Origin of the sequence: Jatrophihabitans cynanchi (assembly GCF_027247405.1) — a bacterium.
Classification (GTDB): domain Bacteria; phylum Actinomycetota; class Actinomycetes; order Mycobacteriales; family Jatrophihabitantaceae; genus Jatrophihabitans_B; species Jatrophihabitans_B cynanchi.
The window spans coordinates 2,172,160-2,189,352 of record NZ_CP097463.1; the positions used below are offsets into that span (position 1 = coordinate 2,172,160).

Annotated in this window: 18 protein-coding genes and 2 pseudogenes; 12 read left to right on the top strand and 8 right to left on the bottom strand. The window is 72.9% G+C overall.

Going from position 1 to position 17,193, the window contains the following annotated elements; genetic code table 11:
• Positions 1–2: 2 nt before the first annotated feature.
• Positions 3–557 (bottom strand): hypothetical protein, encoded by a 555-nt coding sequence (locus M6B22_RS10490; protein ID WP_269445711.1) that lies wholly within the window; start codon positions 555–557, stop codon positions 3–5.
• A gap of 91 nt (positions 558–648) precedes the next feature.
• On the opposite strand from M6B22_RS10490, the gene M6B22_RS10495 reads away from it, so the two are divergent.
• The 7 genes from M6B22_RS10495 (at position 649) to merB (ending at position 5,099) form a co-directional block, all read left to right on the top strand.
• Complete coding sequence (locus M6B22_RS10495) at positions 649–1,065, top strand: MerR family DNA-binding protein (RefSeq protein WP_269445712.1); 417 nt, start codon at positions 649–651, stop codon at positions 1,063–1,065.
• Positions 1,062–1,376, top strand: a complete 315-nt coding sequence (locus M6B22_RS10500; protein ID WP_269445713.1) for a thioredoxin family protein — start codon at positions 1,062–1,064, stop codon at positions 1,374–1,376. The genes M6B22_RS10495 and M6B22_RS10500 overlap by 4 nt, the downstream gene beginning before the upstream one ends.
• Positions 1,373–1,807 (top strand): MerR family transcriptional regulator, encoded by a 435-nt coding sequence (locus M6B22_RS10505; protein WP_269445714.1) that lies wholly within the window; start codon positions 1,373–1,375, stop codon positions 1,805–1,807. Before M6B22_RS10500 ends, M6B22_RS10505 begins: the two co-directional genes overlap by 4 nt.
• A gap of 64 nt (positions 1,808–1,871) precedes the next feature.
• Positions 1,872–2,870 carry an ABC transporter ATP-binding protein gene (locus M6B22_RS10510; RefSeq protein ID WP_269445715.1) on the top strand — a complete coding sequence of 333 codons (999 nt, stop codon included), beginning with the start codon at positions 1,872–1,874 and terminating at the stop codon, positions 2,868–2,870.
• Entirely contained in the window at positions 2,867–3,664 is a 798-nt protein-coding gene (locus M6B22_RS10515; RefSeq protein WP_269445716.1) for an ABC transporter permease, read from the top strand. The genes M6B22_RS10510 and M6B22_RS10515 overlap by 4 nt, the downstream gene beginning before the upstream one ends.
• Complete coding sequence (locus M6B22_RS10520) at positions 3,664–4,482, top strand: ABC transporter permease (RefSeq protein WP_269445717.1); 819 nt, start codon at positions 3,664–3,666, stop codon at positions 4,480–4,482. The genes M6B22_RS10515 and M6B22_RS10520 overlap by 1 nt, the downstream gene beginning before the upstream one ends.
• A 17-nt stretch (positions 4,483–4,499) precedes the next feature.
• The gene (gene merB, locus M6B22_RS10525; RefSeq protein WP_269445718.1) at positions 4,500–5,099 is read left to right on the top strand and encodes an organomercurial lyase; all 600 of its coding nucleotides are present in this window, start codon (positions 4,500–4,502) and stop codon (positions 5,097–5,099) included.
• 336 nt (positions 5,100–5,435) lie between these two features.
• Here merB and M6B22_RS22180 read toward each other — a convergent pair whose 3' ends face one another.
• Positions 5,436–5,642: a DUF4244 domain-containing protein gene (locus M6B22_RS22180; protein WP_407935607.1), complete on the bottom strand. Its 207-nt coding sequence runs from the start codon at positions 5,640–5,642 to the stop codon at positions 5,436–5,438.
• Positions 5,643–5,972: 330 nt separating this feature from the next.
• Here M6B22_RS22180 and M6B22_RS10530 point away from each other — a divergent pair, with 330 nt between their 5' ends.
• Together M6B22_RS10530 and M6B22_RS22185 are read left to right on the top strand one after the other, a co-directional pair.
• Positions 5,973–7,211 carry an MFS transporter gene (locus M6B22_RS10530; RefSeq protein WP_269445719.1) on the top strand — a complete coding sequence of 413 codons (1,239 nt, stop codon included), beginning with the start codon at positions 5,973–5,975 and terminating at the stop codon, positions 7,209–7,211.
• Between the two features lie 67 nt (positions 7,212–7,278).
• Positions 7,279–7,425, top strand: a pseudogene (locus M6B22_RS22185) (alpha/beta fold hydrolase); the annotation flags it as partial.
• A 118-nt stretch (positions 7,426–7,543) separates the two neighbouring features.
• Here the strand turns inward: M6B22_RS22185 and M6B22_RS22190 are convergent.
• The 5 genes and pseudogenes from M6B22_RS22190 to M6B22_RS10550 all read right to left on the bottom strand — a co-directional run.
• Positions 7,544–7,726: pseudogene (locus M6B22_RS22190) on the bottom strand (SAM-dependent methyltransferase); the annotation flags it as partial.
• A 6-nt stretch (positions 7,727–7,732) separates the two neighbouring features.
• Complete coding sequence (locus tag M6B22_RS10535; protein WP_269445720.1) at positions 7,733–8,542, bottom strand: pentapeptide repeat-containing protein; 810 nt, start codon at positions 8,540–8,542, stop codon at positions 7,733–7,735.
• A gap of 259 nt (positions 8,543–8,801) precedes the next feature.
• On the bottom strand, positions 8,802–10,169 hold the full coding sequence (locus M6B22_RS10540) for a type II secretion system F family protein (protein WP_269445721.1): 1,368 nt from the start codon (positions 10,167–10,169) through the stop codon (positions 8,802–8,804).
• 40 nt (positions 10,170–10,209) lie between these two features.
• Entirely contained in the window at positions 10,210–11,355 is a 1,146-nt protein-coding gene (locus M6B22_RS10545) for a TadA family conjugal transfer-associated ATPase (protein WP_269445722.1), read from the bottom strand.
• The gene (locus tag M6B22_RS10550; RefSeq protein ID WP_269445723.1) at positions 11,352–12,185 is read right to left on the bottom strand and encodes a hypothetical protein; all 834 of its coding nucleotides are present in this window, start codon (positions 12,183–12,185) and stop codon (positions 11,352–11,354) included. Before M6B22_RS10550 ends, M6B22_RS10545 begins: the two co-directional genes overlap by 4 nt.
• An 82-nt stretch (positions 12,186–12,267) precedes the next feature.
• On the opposite strand from M6B22_RS10550, the gene M6B22_RS10555 reads away from it, so the two are divergent.
• Entirely contained in the window at positions 12,268–13,086 is an 819-nt protein-coding gene (locus tag M6B22_RS10555; RefSeq protein WP_269445724.1) for an HAD family hydrolase, read from the top strand.
• A gap of 314 nt (positions 13,087–13,400) precedes the next feature.
• Here M6B22_RS10555 and M6B22_RS10560 read toward each other — a convergent pair whose 3' ends face one another.
• A complete protein-coding gene (locus M6B22_RS10560) occupies positions 13,401–14,141 on the bottom strand; it encodes a hypothetical protein (RefSeq protein WP_269445725.1) in 741 nt (246 codons plus the stop codon).
• A 348-nt stretch (positions 14,142–14,489) separates the two neighbouring features.
• Here M6B22_RS10560 and M6B22_RS10565 point away from each other — a divergent pair, with 348 nt between their 5' ends.
• Complete coding sequence (locus M6B22_RS10565) at positions 14,490–15,482, top strand: hypothetical protein (protein WP_269445726.1); 993 nt, start codon at positions 14,490–14,492, stop codon at positions 15,480–15,482.
• A gap of 134 nt (positions 15,483–15,616) precedes the next feature.
• The gene (locus M6B22_RS10570) at positions 15,617–17,164 is read left to right on the top strand and encodes a S53 family peptidase (RefSeq protein ID WP_269445727.1); all 1,548 of its coding nucleotides are present in this window, start codon (positions 15,617–15,619) and stop codon (positions 17,162–17,164) included.
• The last annotated feature ends 29 nt before the right edge of the window (positions 17,165–17,193 follow it).

Here is a 17,193-nt window from a genome sequence, read left to right on the forward strand (position 1 = left end):
TGTCAGCGACGCTGGGCGTGCCGTTTGCGTGCCTCGAGTGCGTCGATCGGCGTGAACAGCAGGCAGAACAACCGGTCCCGACGATGCAGCAGCCAGTTCGGGATCGCCAGGAACTCGCAGCCACCTTCACCACGCGCGACCTGCACCGTCAGGCTGGCGCCGAGCGCGAGCAGCATCGCCACCGGCCACACCTGCGCCAGCGCGACGAACGCGACCACGGACAGGCACTGCACGCCGTGACCCGCCTGTAGCGCGGTGGCGTCGCGCCCACGCAGCCGCATGGCCAATGTCGCCACCGCCGGGACCAGCACGAGGCCGAGCAGCACGTTCCACCACAGCACCCCGGTACCCGGGACGTGTCCGAGCGGATGGTGATGCGGCACGGCCAGCACCCAGGCGAACGCGCCGGCGGCGGCCGCGGTGCGGGTGGCCGCGCCCCACGGCCCGATCGCGCGTCCGAACCGGTAGCGCACCGATCCGACCCATGGCTCCTCGGACGCGACCGGGTCCTGACTGGCGGTGTGCGCGGTGTGCGGGACGGCCGATTTTTCGATCATGCCTCGATGATCGACTCTGTACCCCGGTACCAGGTCAACCCGTTTCGTGAAGGTTGACCCTGTACCCAGGTACCGGGTTCATGCTGGAGGGATGCGAACCCGCGAAGTCGCCGACCGGGCCGGGGTGAACACCCAGACACTGCGCTACTACGAGCGGCGCGGGCTGCTCGCCGAGCCACCCCGCTCACCGGCGGGCTACCGCGAGTACCCGCCGACCGCGGTGCAGGTGCTGCGCTTCGTCAAACGCGCCCAAGAGTTGGGCTTCACCCTGACCGAGGTCGAGGAGCTGCTCGAGCTGGCAGATGGCGGGCCGGATAGTTGCGACGCCGCCCGGGCGCTGGCTGAGGGCCACATCGCCGACCTGGATCGCAAGATCGCCGACCTGCGCCAGATGCGCACCTCGCTGGCCTCGCTGGTCGCGACCTGCGAGCAGCCACGCGCCGATCGCGCCTGTCCAATGCTGGCCGCGATCGACGCCGATGCCCCGCTCACGGAGGTCTCGCGATGAGGGTGGAGGTGCTGCACGTGGCCGACTGTCCCAACACCGCCGTGATCACCCGACGGCTCGCAACACTGATCGCCGAGCGCAGTGACGTCACGCTCGTGCACCGGGTGATCCGGGACGAGGCTGCGGCGGTCGCACGCGGGATGACCGGTTCCCCCACCCTGCTCGTCGACGGAATCGACCCGTTCGCCGCCGGGCATCCGGCGAGCCTGTCCTGCCGGCTCTACACCGACGAATCGGGGACCGTCTCCGGGGCGCCGTCGCTGACCCAGCTGCGGACCGTGCTAGACGGCGCAGTGGAGGCGACGCCATGACCGGCGTGACGAGGACGATGACGGTCGGTGAGCTGTCCCGTCGCACCGGTGTGTCGAACAAGGCGCTGCGTGACTACACCGACTGGGGGCTGATCAACACCCTCGGGCGCAGCGGCGCGAACTACCGCCTCTACGACGAGCAGGCGCTGCACTGCGTGCACCTGATCGCCGAAATGCGCGGCCTCGGGCTCACCCTCGCCGAAATCCGCGCGTTGGCCCGCAGCTATCCGGACGAGAACGGGCAGTTCGTTGGTCCGCGGCTGGCGCAGCGGCTGCGCACCGCACGGGCCCGCGTGGAGGCTCAGATCGCCTGCCTGGAGCAGACGCGCTCCCGCATCGACGCGTTCGAGTCCACGCACCGGGCCCTCCTGGGCGGTCGGTGCGGCAGTGATGCGCGGCGGCTCGAAGGCGAGGCGTGCGCCTGCGCTTGACCTTCCCCCCGGGGGGAGCCCCTACGGTCACGATCGACCGACCCTCTGCTAGGAGGCACCGATCGTGACCGGCACCCCGACCGATCACCGCACCGACGCGAACACCCCGGCCGCGCAAACCGCACGGCTCGGGTCCGCGGCTGCTGCGATCGAGATCGCCGCGCTCAGCAAGATCTACCGCAACAAGCTCGTCGCGGTCGACGATGTGACGCTGTCGATTGCCGCCGGGACCGTGTTCGGTCTGCTCGGCCCGAACGGCGCGGGCAAGACCACCACGATCAAGATGATCGCCGGGCTGATCACGCCGACCACCGGCCGGATCCAGCTGGGCGGCTTCGACGTGAGCAGGCAGCGCAGCCAGGCGGTGCGCCAGATCGGCGCGGTGTTGGAGGGTTCACGCAACGTGTACTGGCCGTTGTCGGCGTGGCAGAACCTGCTGTACTTCGGCCGCCTCAAAGGGTTGCGCAGCGCGGGCATCAAGCCGCGCGCGCAGCAGCTGCTCACCGACCTCGGCCTGTGGGGCCGCCGGCACGACCCGGTCGGCTCGTACTCGCGCGGCATGCAGCAGAAGGTGGCCATCGCGGCCGCGTTGATCACCGACCCGCCGATCATCTTGCTCGATGAGCCCACCCTTGGCCTGGACGTGGAGGCGGCGCGCACGGTGCGTGACTGGATCACGCACCTGGCTCGCGAGGAGGGCAAGACGATCGTGCTCACCACGCACCAGCTCGACATCGCGCAGCAGCTGGCTGACCGGATCGCGGTCATCCGCAGTGGATCGGTTATCGCCGATTTGCCCACCCGCGAATTGCTCGCCCGCTACGCCGAAGACCGCGTCGAAGTGCGCGTCGCCGGATCACTGAACGGGATCTTGCTTCCTGCCGGGGTCATCGCCGAACCGGAGCACGGCGCCACGCGCATCATCGTGCCCAGCACGCGGACCAGCGACGTCTACGCGGTGCTGCGTCGGCTCGAGGCCGGCAACATCGCGATCGTGTCGATGACCCAGGCACAGCCCAGCCTGGAGGAGATCTTCCTGCGACTGATCGGCGATCGGGCGTGACGGTCATCGTGCTGCCGGCGACCAGCACGCCGCGGCTGGTCGGCAACGAGACACTGAAAGGGCTGCAGCTGGCGTGGCGGCGCCGCGCGCTGCTGACCACCTTCGTGCTGATGAACGGGATCACCTTCCTCGGCATCCGGCTGCTCATAGGGGGTGGGCACATCGTCACCCCGCTGCTCGCCGTGACGCTTCCCGCGCTGCTCGCCTACGCGGTCGCGCAAACCGCAGCCATGCAGGGCAGCGGCGGCATCGCCGAGGAGATCAACGGCGGCACGCTGGCCCAGTCGCAACTGTGCCCCGCCTCGCCGCAGCGCCAGGTACTCGGCCGGCTCACCGCCCTGACCGTCGAGGGGCTCGCCACCGCGGTCCCGCTCGCGCTCGTCTTCACGCTCGGCTACGGCGTTCACTACCGACTGCGTCCCGACGTCCTGGTCCCCGCCGCACTGACCGTCCTCGACGGGCTCGGCTACGCGTTGCTGATCATCGCGCTCACCGTGCGGGTGGTCAGCATCGGCGCGATCACGCACGTGTTCGGCATGGTGATCCAGTTCTTTGCCGGCAGCTTCGTGCCGATCACCGTCTTCCCGCACGCCCTGCAGTTCGCGGTCAAGTTCGTCCCGACCACGCTCGGTGTGCAGGCACTCAACACCACGCTGGCCGGACGTGGCCTATCGGCCGCGTGGGCGAACGGCACCGTGCCGTGGCTGATCGTGCATGCCGCTGTGTCGCTCACGCTCGGGTGGGCCTTGTATGCGCGCACCATGCGCCGCGCCCGTCGCGAAGGAGGCCTGTGATGCGCACGCTCACCGCGCTCGGCAATGAGGCCTACAAGGGCTTGCTGCACGCCTGGTCGGAACGGCTGCAGATCCTCATCGAACTGCCGTTCTTCGCACTGTTTGTCCTGCTGCTCGGCCCGCTGCTCGGCCACGGCCGCCAGATCGCCGCCGGGCACGTGCACTGGTCACTGTCCAGCGCCACCACGACCGTGCTGGTGCTGTGGTTCGTCCCGTTCATTTTCTTCTACATGCAGGTCGTCAAACTGTTCTGGCGCCTGCTCGCCGAGATCCAGACCGGCACCATCGAGCAGGTCTACCTCGCCCCGCTGCCGTCCTGGCTGGTCGTCGCCGCCGGACGCATCGTCGCCGCCACCGTCGAGACGGTCCTGGTCGCCGGCGCCACGTACGGCATCGTGTCGCCCTTCGTCCCCATCCACCTGCACTGGACGCCGGCCGCCCTGGTGCCAGCCGCAGCGATCATGATCAGCGGCGTCGGACTGTCCCTGATCGTCGCCGGCGCCACCCTGGTGTGGAAACGCATCCAGCTCGTCAACGACACCGTGCTCATGCTCGTGATGCTGTTCAGCGCCGCCGCCGTCCCACTCATCGCGGTACCCGCCTGGTGGGCGGACACCGCGCGGGCCTTTCCGCTCACCGCCGGCATCGCCAGCCTCAACAACCTCATGCTCGACCACCGCTCGATCAGCCAAACCTGGGGAACGGGCGGGCTCGTGCCGCTGATGGTCACCGCCGCCGGCTACCTCGCCGCCGGGATCCTCGCCTTCCGCCTCGGCGACCACACCGCCAAACGCCGCGGCAGCCTCGCCCGCTACTAACCCGAAAGGACCCCGACGTGACTACGCCCACCGACCCGACCACCCGTAGCGTCGACGCAGCCGCGTTCCGCCGCCTCCTGCACACCGGCGAACCGGCCACGACCACCCAACTCGCCGACGACCTCCAACAACCCGAGGCGACCGTGCAGGCCGCGATCGATGAATTGCACCGGCAAGGCCAACTACGTCTCGATGACGACGGGCGCATCCTCGGCTCGGCCGGACTGAGCATTCGACCCGACCGGCACGAAATCCACCTCAACGGACGCCAGTTCTGGACCTGGTGCGCCTACGACTTCTTCGGCATCTTCGCCGCCCTCGACGCCAGCGGCCACGCCACCACCGTCACCCCCGACACCGGTCAGACCGTCCGGATCGACTTCCGCCACGGCCTACCCGACGCCGCGGAGTTCGTGCTGTTCCTGCCTGCCGACGACCCCACCTGCAGCGCCGACGCCTACGACGCGTGGTGCCCGCACAGCAACCTGTTCCACAGCGCTGACGCTGCCCGCAAGTGGGCCGCCGACCGCGGCGTCACCGGGCACGTACTCACGGCGGCTGAGGCGACCGAGCGCGGCGCGCGTGCGTGGCGACCGGTCGCCGGGTCATCGCGATAGGCGACACCGCTATCCGTGACCGGCTGGACTGGTCAACGCTCGGGCAGCCGGCGTTGCAATCACCGCCAGCCGCCGTTCAAGCACGGTCATACACGTCGTTCGAATTGAACTAACACGCCTTCGAAGCGTGTCGGTGAAGACCGAGACGACGGTTCCGCCGACACTCTCGATCTCGATCTGTCAGTTGGCACCCGTCACCGGGCCGGAAGCAAAATTGGCAACGCCCCTTTGGCCCAAACTGGGATCGTCAGGAACTGCACGCCGCAGACCGAAGCTGGGCTCCGACACGCAGCAGGCCCGCACGTTCGCATGGCCACAGGTCCCCCGCCGCTACGATCACAAGCGACCCAGCCAGGCGGCCCGAAACGGCCCCACACCACGTAGGAGAGCGCAGTGCAGCCCCGTGAATACGGGCCTCTGACTGCGGATAAGACGTCCTACGGGAGCGACGGTGCCCACCGCATACTCCGCGGTGGTCATCCCGGCCTCGACCGACTGCCTGATCGCCTTTGCCCGCTGGGCAATTCGGGTTAAGAGTTCCATGGCGGCCAGCCAACTCCGATCGGCGGGACGTCGCCTCGGACCGGGGGGCGGATGTGGACGACACGCCTCTTGTGGACAGCGAGCACGCACGAAATGCCTGCTGGATCCTGCCTGACCAACGTCCGGCAGCCCAATGGCTCGGGCCCGCGGCGAGCACCCAGCCGGTGCCGTAGGTCGGCTGGATGTTCCGAACCTCGGACGCCGCCGCCCGTCGCGAGTACCGGCCGGTGACTAGGCTCGGAGCCACAGGCTCGCAGGTGCGGAGGGCGCAGAAACGCAGATGGACGTTCGCCCCCTCGTCAGCCTGCGCGGCAGCACGGCCGCACTGCCGTGAACAAGCGCGGCGTCGCGATCATGAGCCTCGCCCACGTCGTCGACGACTCCTACCAGGGCGCCGTGCCCGCGCTCCTTCCGTTCTTCGTCGCGGAGCGGCACTACAGCTACGCCGCGGTGTCCGGACTGACCCTGGCCGCGACGCTGCTCTCGTCGGTCGCGCAACCGGCGTTCGGCTGGTGGACCGACCGGCGCCCCCGCCGATGGCTGATCGGTGCCGGCATCCTGACGGCGGCAGCCGGGGTAGGACTGGCCGGCCTGTTCGCGAACTACGCGATCACCTGGTTCGTGATCGCCCTCTCCGGGCTCGGGATCGCCGCGTTCCACCCGTCCGCAGCGCGCGCGGCCCGGCAGGCGGCGGGCAACAGCAACCGGGCGATGAGTGTGTTCGCGGTGGGCGGCAACGCCGGGTTCGCCCTCGGCTCGCTCATCGCCACGCCCGTCCTGCTGGTCGTCGGGTTGCGCGGCACCGTGCTCCTGGTGCTTCCCGCGGTCGCGATGGTGACGATCCTGGCCGCGCGCCTGACCTCGACGCTCGACGGACCGTCCGGCGGGCGACGCTCGCTGCTGCCCACCGGCGAGGACGACTGGCCGGCCTTCGTGCGCCTGACCACGGTCGTCGTCGTGCGCGCCGTGGTGTTCTTCGGCCTGACCTCGTTCCTGGCGCTGTACTTCATCCACGGCCTGCATACGTCCAAGGCGGTCGGCGGCGCGGCGCTGTCGACCTTGCTCGTCGCCGGCGCGGTGGGCACGTTGCTCGGCGGCTGGCTGGCCGATCGGGCCGGCCGCCTGATCACCATCCGGACCGGGCTGGCGTGCGCGATCCCGGCGATCGCCGGGCTGGTGCTCGTCTCCAGCGTGCCGGTCGCGTTCGTCTTCGCGACGCTCGTGGGTATCGCGCTCTACATGCCGTTCAGCGTGTTCGTCATGCTCGGCCAGGACTATCTGCCCAACCGGATCGGCACCGCGAGCGGAGTGACGGTCGGGCTGGCGGTGAGCGTCGGCGGCCTGTTCAGCCCACTGCTCGGCTGGCTGGCCGACAGCACCAGCCTCCGGTTGACGATCGCGGTGCTCATGGTGCTGCCCGCGCTCGGGTTGCTGTTGTCGCTGCCGATGCACGAGCCGGTCGGGCACGCCGGGCCGATCGGCGACGATGCGGCCGCCGCGATCGGCGATGCGGCTGAGACAGCCGACTCCGCCGGGGTGCTGGGCCCGGACGCCGACCGGTCGAGGTGAACCGGCGGCACGCGGTGAGAGGGGCGGCTGCGAGAGTGCGGGCATGACCCGGCTCGATGCCCGATCCATGCGCGGGTCGACCGTCCCGCTCGGTAACAACCGGCTGTACGTCCTCGAGCAGGGCCCGGTCGACGGACCGGCGGTGCTGTTCCTGCACGGCTGGCCGCAGTCGCACCGGGCGTGGCGGGCGGTCCTGCCGCTGGTCGCGGCGAGCGGGTACCGGGCCGTCGCGGTGGACCTGCCGGGGGCAGCAGGTGCTCGCCAACCCTCGCACCGCCCGGCCGGGTGCGGGCGACCTGCAGCATGGCCGCGGCCGGGTCGACGCCGAGCACCCGGCGGCCGGCCGCGGCGAGTTCGACAGCGAGCACTCCGGTGCCGCAGCCGATGTCGACGACGTCTGCCGCGGACAGCTCATCGGCCAGCGCGAGGTAGAACCCGATGTCGCCGCGCCCGGCGTTCTCGGCGTCGTACAACGCGGCGAGTTCTGGAAGCCGGAAGCCTGCGTCGACCTGCATCGGCGGCTACCAGTGCGCGGGACGGGCGAGGGCGGACGGGATGCGGGTGTGCGCATCACCGCGCGCCGCGTTCAGCTGCGACTGGCTCACGTACAGGGCGCCGAACAGGTCGGCGCCGGACAGGTCGGCGTTGCGCAGGTCGGCGCCGAGCAGGTCCGCCCCACGCAGGTCGGCGTTGCGCAGGTCGGTCGCGATGAGCAGGGCGCCACGCAGGCTGACCCCGGACAGGTCGGCGGCGCGTAGCCGCGCGCCGGCCAGGTCCGCGCCGCGGCGATCCGGCTTGCCGCGACGGACCTCGGCTCGCGTCGCCGCGCTGACGAGCTCGAGCACGGGTCCGACCCGCTCGCGCAGGCCGCCGACGTCCACCTCGGCCAGCCGGTCGGCCGGCCCGGCGGCCAGGGCGGCGACCTCGGCGCGTAGCGCCTCCACCTCGGCACGCCCCCCGGCGCTGGCAAGGCCTACCGCCTGGGTCAGGTACCAGAGCAGTTCGTGCAACTGGCGCACGGTGTCGAACGCCGCGAACATGGCGCGTGCCCGGGCGCGATCCGACCGCCAGTCCGGTTCGCCGAAGATGACCTGCGAGACGCGCTGCCCGGCGCCGAAGCAGTCGAAGGTGACGCAGCCGGAGAAGCCGCGTGGCCGCAGCTCGGCGTGGATCGCGCAACCGAAGTCCGGCTGCAGGTTGGGGCACGGCGTGCCGGCCGGCTTGTCGATCGCGAAGTCGGCCGAGCGGGCGAACGGCAGCGCCACGCAGCACAACCCGGCGCACCGGCTGCAGTCGGCGACCAGTTCCGGCGCAGCCACCGGCGCGCTCATCGCGGCCGCGTCTCGGGTCGACCGTCGTCGCACCGGAGCGTCAGCGTGCTTCCATAGCCACCACTCGACGGTTCGGGCGGTGCCGACGCGAGCACGGGCGGCGCCTCCGAGTCGAGCGCGCCGCACGCCTGCTCGTCGTTCCACTGACGGACCGCCCCCAGCCGCACAGGTCGACCCTAGATGCGACGGTCAAGAAGAATCTGCTGCTGTGCGGCATCGAGCCGGGTAGCTGACCGACCTGACCGATCGGCGGGGCGGGTCACGGCACTGCATCGAGCACCCCGCTCGCGATTCCCACGATCGTCGGGACGATGCCGATGCAGACGAAAGCGGGCAGGAAGCAGAGCCCAAGCGGCGCCATCGCCAGCACGCCGGCCCGGTTGGCGCGGGCGAGCGCCGCGCTGCGCTGTTCGGCGCGCAGGTCACGGGCCAGCCTGCTGAACGCCGCGGCGAGTCGTGCTCCGCTTTTCGCGCTTCGCCGCGCAGCGACGGCGACGGGCGCCAGGTCGGCGTCCTCACCGACGCTCGTCCATGCCTGGTCGGGATCGGCGCCGAGCGCGATCAGGCCGGCGACCCGGCGCCACTGTGCCGCGGCGGCCGGCGCGAGCACGGGTGCGGCGAGCCGCAGCGCGTTCGCGACGTCGCGGCCGCAGCGCAGTGCCGCCGCGGTGAGGTCGAGCGCGAACGGCAGCCGGCCGTCCGGTGGCAACCGGGTGCCGAACAGCCGGGCACCCGCGCGGCGCACCCTGCTCTCGCCGCTCGGCTCGGCGTCCGCACCGCGCAGCAGCCGGTTCGTCCACACCAGCCCGAGGACGTCCAGGACGACGCCCACGCACCAGATCGCGTGCCCGCCCGTCGTGGCCAGCAGGACGTGAACCGGCCGCGCTCCCATCCCCGAGCCCAGGACGAGCCCGAGGATCGGCAGTAGGCCGAGCAGCACCGCCGTCGAGCGGGGACCGGCCAGCGCGGCGCGCACCGCCTGGCCCCGCTCGGTGCTGGCGGAAAGATCGGCACACAGCCCGGCGAGCGTGTCCGTGAGCGGCGCGCCCGAGCTGTCCGCCACTCGCCAGGCGTGCGCGAGTGCGTGCAGGTCCGGGGTCCGGTCCAGCTCGGTGGACAGATCCCCACCCGCACGTGCTGCGCGAGCGGCCGCCCGGCACGGTCCGGACAACCCGGGTGCCGCCTCGGCCGCCGCCTGCAGCGCGGCCGCGGCCCCGGCCCCGGCCTCGATCTCGGCCAGGACCGCCCGCACCGCCAGGTCGACAGACCGCTCGCGCAGCCGCGTGGTCCGCCGCACCGCCGCATCTGCGCCCAGCCGGGCGACGCACCAGAGCATCGCGCCGGCAGCGACGCCGAGCGCGCCTCCCCCGGCCAGGGCGACCAGCGTGGACACGACCAGTGTCAGCGCGACGCGCGGGCGCCGCGTTCCGAGCGCGCGAGCCGCCCGAGCCACCGTCCGGCGCGCAATGGCCGTCCGGCCGGATCGGTTCACCGGCGCGCGCCGCGGCGCGCCCGCACCGCCGGACATGTTCGACAGCCGGCCCCGCCGTTCCGCGGTCGCCGCATGGCGGGCGAGCAGGCGGCGCGCCCGGACGCGGCCCCGCACCCTGGCCTGGATCCCCTGCATCCCCGCAGGGCGTCGCCACGCCGTCACCGCAGCACCGCCGTCACCGCAGCACCGCCGGCACGTCTGCCTGCCGGGCCGCGAGCACGGCGGCCAGTGCGCCGCGCGCGACTCCCGGACCCTCCTCGAGTGTCCAGGCCGGGGCGACCGCGAGGCCGGTGGCCGTCCTCCGGAGCACCCCGATTTCACGAACCCGCCGCGTGCCGTCCTGCCCACGTGCCAGATGCACCACGACGTCGACGGCCGAGGCGGCCAGCTCGGTCACGGTGGCGGGTGGCACACCGGCCAGTGAGCCGAGCGCCGCGAGCCGCGCGGGCACGTCCTGGGCGGAGTTCGCGTGCACCGTCGCTGCCCCTCCCTCATGCCCGGTGTTCAGCGCCACCAGTAGCTCCACCGTCTCCGCGCCACGGAACTCGCCGACGACCAGCCGGTCGGGTCGCATCCGCAGCGCCTGGCGCACCAGCTCGCGCAACCCGACCGCCCCGGCCCCTTCGACGTTCGGCGCCCGGGTGACCAGCCGCACCGCGTGCGGGTGATCGATCACCAGTTCGCCGGCGTCCTCGATCACGACCAGCCGCTCGGCCGGCCGGACCTCGCCCAGCAGCGCCCCGAGCAGCGTCGTCTTGCCGGTGCCCGTCCCACCGCTGAGCAGATACGCCAACCGGGCCCGGACGACAGCCTGCAGCAGTTGCGCAGCCTCGTCCGGCACAGTGCCCCGGCGCACCAGTTCGGCGAGCGTGAACCGCTGCCGGGCGAGCACGCGCAGCGACAACGCGGTGGCGGGCACCAGCGGAGGCAGCACCGCATGCAGTCGGGTGCCGTCGGGCAGCGTCGCGTCGGCGAAGGGCGTCGCGTCGTCCAGCCGCCGTCCGCCGGCCGCGACCAGACGCTGGGCAAGCCGGCGCACGGCGGCGTCGTCGGCGAATCGCACCGGCACCCGCTCCACACCGTGCCCACGATCGATCCAGACCGCATCCGGCGCGGTGACCAGGACGTCGGTGACGCCGGGCAGCGCCAGCAGCGGTTCGAGCGGACCGGCACCGGCCAGTTCGGCGTGCACCTCGCGGCGCAGGACCGCGAAGACGGCGTCGTCGAGGATGTCCCCCGACTCCTCGCGAAGCAGGGCGTCCAGGTCAGCGCTCTCGCCAGCAGCCAGCCGATGCCGCACCCGGTCGACGAGCGCGCTCACGGCAGGCCCGCCGCGCCGACGGATGCTCTGGCGGCCGACTCCGCGCCCGGGCCCACGAGTCCGTCCCGACCGAGTCCGTCCCGACCGAGTCCGTCCCGACCGAGTCCGTCCCGACCGAGTCCGTCCCGACCGAGTCCGTCGACGATGCCGGCGGCGACGCGGGCCAGCGACCTCGGCGGCCGCCCGCGCCCGAGCGGCAGGCCGCCCGCCGGCCGCGGCAGGACGCCGAGCAGCGCGGCACCGACCAATGGCACCGCGTCACCCAACGGCACCTCCCCGCGGCGCAACACCGTCCCGACGTTGACGTCCGGCAACGCGCTGACCACCGCCCGCGCGGCGCTCAACTGCCGTACGCCGGCGTGGGCCAGGACCACCACCAGCCCGCACTCCTCGAGGGCCGCCTCGCGCGCCGGTGACGGCGCCCGCGGCAGGTCGAGCACCGTGCAGCCCAACTCGGCCACCGCCGCGAGCACCTCGCCGACCCCGCCGGCCGGAGGCGAGCGGTCGACGGCCAGCACGGGAACACCCGCCCACCGCGGTAGTCCGGCGGACAGCAGCGCCGGATCCAGCCGGCCGCCGCCCACCCGCACCCCCGACCACCGCGCCCCAGGGACCGCTTCGATGCCGAGCAGCACGTCGATCCCGCCGCCCCACGGATCCAGGTCCACCAACGTCCCACGCGCCGCCCAGGCGAGTACCGCGGCGAACGTGGACGCGCCCACGCCCCCGCTGCCGCCGATCACGCCCACCGCGATACCCACACCGACGACTTCACCGCGCGGCACTGTCAGGCGCCAGCGCAGCGACCCCGGCTGTGGACGACACGCCATCTGTGGACAGTGCGGCTGCAGAAATGCAAGCGCGCCGAGCGCCTCCCGCCCGCATCGATCGGCGCCCGTATCCTCGTAGGCCGTGGCACCCGAACCGGCTCAGGACAGGCGCACCGCCGCCTTCTTCGACCTGGACAAGACGATCATCGCCAAGTCCAGCGTGCTGGCATTCGGCAAGCCGTTCTACCAGGGCGGCCTGCTCAACCGGCGTGCGGTGCTGCGCAGCGCGTACGCCCAGTTCGTGTTCGCCCTCGCCGGCGCGGACGCGGACCAGATGGAACGCATGCGCGCCTACCTGACCGCGATGTGCACCGGGTGGGACGTCGGCCAGGTCCGCGACATCGTCTCGGAGACGCTGCACGAGATCATCGACCCGATCGTCTACGACGAGGCGGTCGAGCTGATCGGTATGCACAAGGCGGCCGGCCGCGACGTGGTGATCGTCAGCTCGTCCGGCGAAGAGGTCGTCGGGCCGATCGGCGCGATGCTCGGCGCGGACGAGGTGATCGGCACCCGCATGGTCGTCGAGGACGGCAAGTACACCGGGGTGATCAGCCTGTACGCGTACGGGCCGGAGAAGGCGGTGGCGATCCGCGCCCTTGCCGACGAGCGCGGCTACGACCTCGCCGCCTGCTACGCGTACTCCGACTCGGCAACCGACGTGCCGATGCTCGAGGCCGTCGGGCACCCGTTCGCGGTGAACGCCGACCGGGCGCTGCGCAAGATCGCGCTCGAGCGCGAGTGGCCGATGCTCACGTTCTCGAACGCGGTGCCGCTGCGCGAACGGATCTCCGGGCTGCGTCCGGAGCACCCGAGCGTCACGGCGGGAGCAGTCGGTGTCGGCCTGGCAGTCGGCGGGTTGGCCTGGTACGCGACCCGGCGGCGGCGCCGCGAAGCCTGACCCGGCAGGCGCGGCGAAAGCGCCCACTCCCGACATGCCGGTCAGGGGTTGCCAACCGCCCGGGCGGGGCGTCCAATACAGGCAAGGACGGGTGGTCGTCGATGGCGGTCCAGCCCCCAGCGGCGCCCGTCCCGCACGGACGATTGGGCACCCACGCGGCGAACCCACCACGCAACAGGTGAGTCGACGCGGACCGCGACATCTGTCGGCCCGCGCCTGACATCCGCAAGGGCACGCCTGGTAACCCCATCATCCGTGCAGGCGGCGCTGGCCTCGCCCACGGCGATACCGGCGCCGTCGTCACGTCCGGCCCATCACCCGCGGGCGATCGCCTCGCAGATCGCGGTGGTCTCCGCCACCCCGGCCACGATGGCGTCCGCGCAGTGCGTGAGCCAGCCGCCGATCCCCTGCGGTGTTCCGGACCGGTAGCCGGCGAGCGCCTCGGGGTAGGCGGCGCCCAGCTCGCGATGCCCGACCTCGAGCACCACCAGCGACTTGGGGTCCAGGCCACGGTCGATGAGGGTGAGCCGGACGGCCGCCAGTGCGACGACGCCGGACGCGGGCGCGAACGCGTCCAGGGAGAGCAGCTCACCGTGGACGATCCCGGCGACCACGGCCGCGGGCGCGGAGGTCGCGTCGAGCACCGCGGCCAGGGTGTCCAGTCGCTCCGCCGCCCCGCCTGCCGGCCGGCCGAGCGCGTCCCGATCCTCGACCAGGTCCGCGGCGGCCAGCGCGTGCAACCGGGCCAGCGCCTGCCGCGGGGCGTGCGTCCAGGTGTCGGCCAGCGCCGGGATCGCCGCGTACGCGCGCAGGGCGCCCTGCAGCACCGGATCGGTGACGGCGGCCCCCGAGCGGACGTCCTCCAGCGCGACGTCGACACCGGACAGCGCGGCGGCGGCCCGGGCCCCGCGCAGTGACGATTCGGCGGACACGTCGGCGGAACGGCGGCGCAGGGTGCGGTTGTTCAGCAGCCGGTCCACGCTGGTGCGGGTGGCTGTGACGCCGTCGGCGACACCGGGCAGTTCGAGCAGCGGGGCAAGTGGATCGGGACGCACGTCGGCCAGGCTACGGGCGACGGCCGAGCCGGACGGCGCCGCCCGGCCGAGACCGGCCGAGACGGGCCGAGGCCGGGCGACACGGCCATGCGCGACCGGGCGAGATCGGGCCGAGACCGGGCGTCCCGGCCATGATCAACGCCGAGTTGTGGTCGATCGGCAGCCACTACTCGACTTTGATCACGATCGCGCGGCTGGATCGCAGCCCGCCAGCCGCCCGCCAGCCGCCCGCCAGCCGCCCGCCAGCCGCTCGACAGCCGCCCGCCGACTGCCCCGTCGTCCACCGGGCGGTCCACAGCGCCTTGCGGCGCCCTCCGTCGACCGCGCGCCAGCTGCGAGCCTGGGCCGGTGTCCGAGCTCGAACTACCACGCGTCCTCGAACTACCACGCGTCGTGGTGACCGCCTGGCTCCCCCGCCTCGGGCTTACCCGCTCAAGGGTGCGCACCGAACTCGGCCACGGGAACTGGCGCGCGATCGCCCGCGGCATCGTGCTCACCCGCCCCGAGCAGCCGACACGCGCGGACTGGGTCGCGGTGGGGATCGCGCTTGCCGGACCGTCCGCCGCGCTCACCGGCTGGGACGCACTGCAGGTGCGCGGGCTCGGCGGCGAGCGCCCGCCGACGCCGCAAGCCACCGTGCTCACGCGCACCGGCAGTAACAGGGTGATCGGCGGGGTACGGATTCGCCGCACTGCCCGGCCGTACACCCGCACCGAGACGTCCGCCGAGGCGAGCCACCACCCGCTCACCCCGATCGTCGCGACCGAGCGGGCCGTGGCCGACACCGCATTGGACTGCAGTCGGCTGTCCGAGGTGCGCGCGCTCGTCGGGTTCGCGCTGGTTCGCCGCCGCTGCAGTCTCGACGCCCTCGTCCGCGAGCTGGACGGCCTGCCACGCAACCGGGGTGCGCACTTGCGGCGGGCGGTGGGCGAAGCACTCGACGGCGTCCGCTCGGCCGCAGAGGCGGACGCCGCCGCACGGCTCGCCCGCCATCCGCGCATCCCTGCCTTCGAACTCAACGTCCCGGTGGTAGCCGCCCGCGGCAGGTGCTTCCTCGTGGACTTCCTGTGGCGCGGACTGCGCGCTGTCCTGGAGATCGACAGCCTGGAGTTCCACATCAGCGCGGAGGACTGGCGGGCCACCATGGCCCGGCACAACGCACTCACCGCGGCCGGGTTTGCCGTCCTGCACCAGCCGCCGTCGGTGGTGGCGGGTCGGGACGGGTGGTGGCTGGACGAGACCGCGGACTGGCTGGGCCGCCGTTCGCGCGAGCTGGGCGTCGCGCTGCCACCGCCTGGCGGTGCGATCCGGTCGCAACCCGGCACCCACCCACGGCGATGATCAACGCCGAGTTGTGGTCGATCCGCAGCCACTACTCGACTTTGATCACGTTCCCGACTTCGATCACGCAGCCGAACCGCGCAAGCCCGCGCGGCTCGGTTGCCCTGCGGCGCGGCAGCGCGTATCACCATGGCATGGACGCAAACCGGCAGATTTCCGACCTCGTCCCGCTGGCCGGAACCGAGCGGGCCGCCGCACCGGAGGCCCGCGACGCCACCGCGCTCAGCCCGACCGAGCCCGTCGAGGCGCTGCTCGTGCTGCGGTACGGCACGCCCGGCCGGCTCGGCGCGTCCGGAAGCGACGCCGCACTCGTCGCCGGCACCGTCGAGTCGCTCGGACTGCAGGTGGTGCGCACCGACCTGCCGTCCCGGCGGATCCGGGTCCGCGGCACCGCCACCGACATCGCGGCCGCGTTCGGCACCGAGTTGCGGCAGGTCACCAGCCGCGCGCCGGACGGGGGCACGGCCACGCACCGGCACCGGACCGGGACGCTGCGGCTGCCGGCAGCGCTCGACGGCGTCGTCACCGCGGTCCTCGGACTGGACAACCGCCCGCAGGCCCGCGCGCAGTTCCGCGTCGCGGCCGCCGCCGACGTACGGGCCAGCTACACCCCACCGCAGCTCGGCCGGGTCTACGCGTTCCCGGACGGCACCGACGGCAGCGGCACCACGATCGCGATCATCGAGCTCGGCGGCGGATTCGGCACCGCCGACCTGGACGCCTACTTCGGCGGGCTGGGCATCGCCGCCCCGCGGGTGCGCGCCGTCAGCGTCGACGGCGCGCAGAACCGGCCCGGCCAGGACCCCACGGGTGCCGACGGCGAGGTGCTGCTGGACATCGAGGTCGCCGGCGCGCTGGCCCCCGCCGCCACGGTGCTCGTGTACTTCGCGCCGAACACCGACGACGGATTCCTGGACGCGGTCAGCGACGCCGCGCACGCCACACCGACGCCGACCGCGATCAGCATCAGTTGGGGGCAGAGCGAGGACGCGTGGACCGCGCAGGCCCGCACCGCGATGGACAGCGCGTTCGCCGACGCCGCACAACTCGGCGTCACGGTCACCGCTGCCGCCGGCGACAGTGGCAGCGCCGACGGGGCGAGCGACGGCAGCAACCACGCCGACTTCCCGGCCTCCAGCCCGCACCTGCTCGGTTGCGGCGGCACCACGCTGGACGCCGACCCGGACACCGGCGCCGTGACCGCCGAGACGGTCTGGAACGACGGCGGCGGCGCGACCGGTGGCGGGGTGAGCGTCGCGTTCGACCGGCCGCAGTGGCAGGCCGAGGCCGGCGTCCCGGGCTCCGGGCGGGGCGTGCCGGACGTGGCCGCGAACGCCGACCCGCGCACCGGCTACCAGGTGCGCGTGGACGGCACGGACACCGTGATCGGCGGCACCAGCGCGGTCGCCCCGCTGTGGGCCGCGCTCGTCGCACGACTGGCCCAGGCCGTCGGCCGGCCGCTGGGGCTGCTGGCCGAGTCGCTGTACGCGGGCACCGCCGCCGGCACCGTCCCGGCGGGCTTCCGCGACATCACCGAAGGCGATAACGGTGGCTACTCGGCCGGTCCCGGATGGGACGCCTGCACCGGACTGGGCGTGCCCGACGGCACGGCGCTGCTCGCCCGGCTGCAGGCCGGCCCGGCCGGCGGCGCAGGTGCGGGCGGGGCGCCCGGGCTGCAATGATCGGGCACGAACTCGCGCACCCCCGCGAG

Excerpts from the sequence above, each read along its gene's own strand:
- M6B22_RS10570 (WP_269445727.1), top strand. The coding sequence starts at position 15,617 with ATGGACGCAAACCGGCAGATTTCCGACCTCGTCCCGCTGGCCGGAACC.
- M6B22_RS10500 (WP_269445713.1), top strand. The coding sequence starts at position 1,062 with ATGAGGGTGGAGGTGCTGCACGTGGCCGACTGTCCCAACACCGCCGTG.
- M6B22_RS10505 (WP_269445714.1), top strand. The coding sequence starts at position 1,373 with ATGACCGGCGTGACGAGGACGATGACGGTCGGTGAGCTGTCCCGTCGC.
- M6B22_RS10540 (WP_269445721.1), bottom strand. The coding sequence starts at position 10,169 with ATGCAGGGGATCCAGGCCAGGGTGCGGGGCCGCGTCCGGGCGCGCCGC.
- M6B22_RS10550 (WP_269445723.1), bottom strand. The coding sequence starts at position 12,185 with ATGGCGTGTCGTCCACAGCCGGGGTCGCTGCGCTGGCGCCTGACAGTG.
- M6B22_RS10490 (WP_269445711.1), bottom strand. The coding sequence starts at position 557 with ATGATCGAAAAATCGGCCGTCCCGCACACCGCGCACACCGCCAGTCAG.
- M6B22_RS10520 (WP_269445717.1), top strand. The coding sequence starts at position 3,664 with ATGCGCACGCTCACCGCGCTCGGCAATGAGGCCTACAAGGGCTTGCTG.
- M6B22_RS10535 (WP_269445720.1), bottom strand. The coding sequence starts at position 8,542 with ATGAGCGCGCCGGTGGCTGCGCCGGAACTGGTCGCCGACTGCAGCCGG.
- M6B22_RS22180 (WP_407935607.1), bottom strand. The coding sequence starts at position 5,642 with ATGGAACTCTTAACCCGAATTGCCCAGCGGGCAAAGGCGATCAGGCAG.
- M6B22_RS10495 (WP_269445712.1), top strand. The coding sequence starts at position 649 with ATGCGAACCCGCGAAGTCGCCGACCGGGCCGGGGTGAACACCCAGACA.